The organism is Actinosynnema sp., assembly GCF_052038725.1.
The window spans coordinates 1-2,049 of sequence record NZ_JBQGCX010001406.1 but is presented as its reverse complement, the minus strand read 5'-3'; the positions used below and the strand labels follow the sequence as shown (position 1 = coordinate 2,049).

General features: G+C 74.8%; 2 protein-coding genes and 1 pseudogene. 1 reads left to right on the top strand and 2 read right to left on the bottom strand.

Annotated elements, in window-relative coordinates; genetic code table 11:
• Together ACTUAL_RS29720 and ACTUAL_RS29715 are read right to left on the bottom strand one after the other, a co-directional pair.
• Window positions 1-213 (bottom strand): annotated as a pseudogene (locus tag ACTUAL_RS29720) (alpha/beta hydrolase); the annotation flags it as partial.
• A 31-nt stretch (window positions 214-244) separates the two neighbouring features.
• A complete protein-coding gene (locus ACTUAL_RS29715) occupies window positions 245-1,264 on the bottom strand; it encodes a sigma-70 family RNA polymerase sigma factor (protein ID WP_440902556.1) in 1,020 nt (339 codons plus the stop codon).
• Between the two features lie 2 nt (window positions 1,265-1,266).
• On the opposite strand from ACTUAL_RS29715, the gene ACTUAL_RS29710 reads away from it, so the two are divergent.
• A partial coding sequence (locus ACTUAL_RS29710) for a YybH family protein (protein WP_440902555.1) occupies window positions 1,267-2,049 on the top strand: 783 nt, incomplete at its 3' end.

Genomic DNA, 2,049 nt, shown 5'->3' with positions numbered 1-2,049 from the left:
CAGCGCCGCCCCGCAGCGCTCCTCGGGCAGGTAGAGCCGGTACCGGGCGCCACCCGCGCGCACCTCCGAGATCCGCACCCCTGGCACCCGCGCGCCAGGCAGTAACCCGACCACGAGCCGGGAGGTCTTGCGCAGCAGTGGCTTGCTCCAGTCCACCCTGGGCGCCCGACGCACCCGCTCCCGCAACGACGGGTCGATCCGCTCCAGCTCCACGCTTCCCCCTCGACGTCGGTCCGCCTGCCGATCATCCCGGCACCCGGTCCCCGTCCCGCCACCGCACGAGGTCGAGCACCGGCGGGTGGAGGCGCGCGGGCAGGCGGAACCGGGTGAGGTCGGCGGTCAGGAACGAGGTCACCTCCACGACGTGATCGCCGCGAACGGTGAGGACGTCCAAGCCGCCGGGCAGGTACGCCCCGGCTGCCGCGTCCCACAGGTAGGTGCCGAAGGCGAGCTGGCCGTTCGCCCAGGTGGGCAGGAACCGCCAGCGCGACCGCAGCGGTCCGGCGAGCAGGAAGGCGCGGATGGCGTCCCGGCCCCGGTACCACTCGGGCAGCGGCGGCATCGAGTACCGGGCGTCGTCGGCGAGCAGCGCCACGATCGCGTCCACGTCACCCCGGTGCCAGGCATCGCTCCACCGGGCCACGAGCGCGCCGACCGCCGCGTCGCCGCTCTCGCGCAGCACGGCGTGCTGGGTCGGCCCGGCCGACCCGACCGCCTTCCGCGCCCGTTGCAGCGCGCTGTTCACCGACGCGGTGGACGTGCCCAGCTGCTCGGCGACCTGGGCGGCGGGGAAGCCGAGCACCTCGCGCAGCACCAGCACCGCCCGCTGGACCGGGGTCAGGTGCTGGAGCGCGGCGACGAACGCGAGCTCCACGCTCTCGCGGGCCAGGCAGCGCGCCTCGGGCGAGGGCTCGGGGCACGGCTCCAGCCAGGCGACCTCGCCAGGGGCGACCTCACCGCCCGGCGCGCCGAAGTCGACCGGCAGCTCGCGCCGCCCGCGCCGCTCGATCGCGGTGAGGCAGCGGTTGGTGGCGATCTTGTGGAGCCACGCCCGCACGAACCCCCGGTCGTCCAGGCCGCCGATGCCGCGCCACGCCCGCACGAGCGACTCCTGCAGCGCGTCCTCGGCGTCGTGCGGCGAGCCGAGCAGCCGGTAGCAGTGCGCCCGCAGTTCGGCCAGGTGCGGTGCGACCAGCCGCTCGAACGCGCGGGCGTCACCGCCGCGCGAGGCCTCGATGAGTTCTCGCGCAGCCAGGGGTTCCACCCGTGCAGGGTAACGACGAGCAGGAGCAGACCATGACCGACGAGCAGCAGATCCGCGACCTCATCGAGCGGTGGGCGGCGGCCGTCCACGACGGCGACCTGGCCACCGTGCTCGCCGACCACGCGCCGGACCTCGTGGTCTTCGACGTCCCGCCGCCCGAGCGGGGTGTGCGGGGCATCGCGGACTACCGGGGGATCTGGCCGGGTTTCTTCGAGTGGCAGGCGTCCGGCGCGGTGTTCGAGATCGAGGCGCTGGACGTCACAGCGCGCGCGGACGTCGCGTACGCCGTCGCGCTGCTGCGGTGCGGCACGCCCTCGGACATCGATCGCGACACCGAGCACCGGCTGCGGCTGACCATCGGCCTCACCAAGGTGGAGGGCCGCTGGGTCGTCGCGCACGAGCACCACTCGTTCGCGGACGCCACCGGGTCGCCGGAGGTGGCGGGCGCCGAGGTCGCAGCGGTGCACGAGCGGTGGTTCGAGCGCACGGCGGCGAAGGACCTCGACGGCCTGATTGAGCACATCGCACCGGACGTCGTGTCCTACGAGCACGCCGGGCCGCTCCAGCACGTCGGTATCGACGCCGTGCGCGAGGTGTGCGGCCGGGGTCTCCTGGCGTCACCGGGGCGGATCGACTTCGACGTCCCCGACCTGACCGTCCGCGCGCACGGCGACCTGGCCGTGGCGTGGGGGCTCGACCGGGTCGTGGTGGACGGCGTCGAGACCCGCTCCAGGGGCACCCGCGTCTTCCAGCGCCGCGACGGCGACTGGCGGATGGTCCACCAG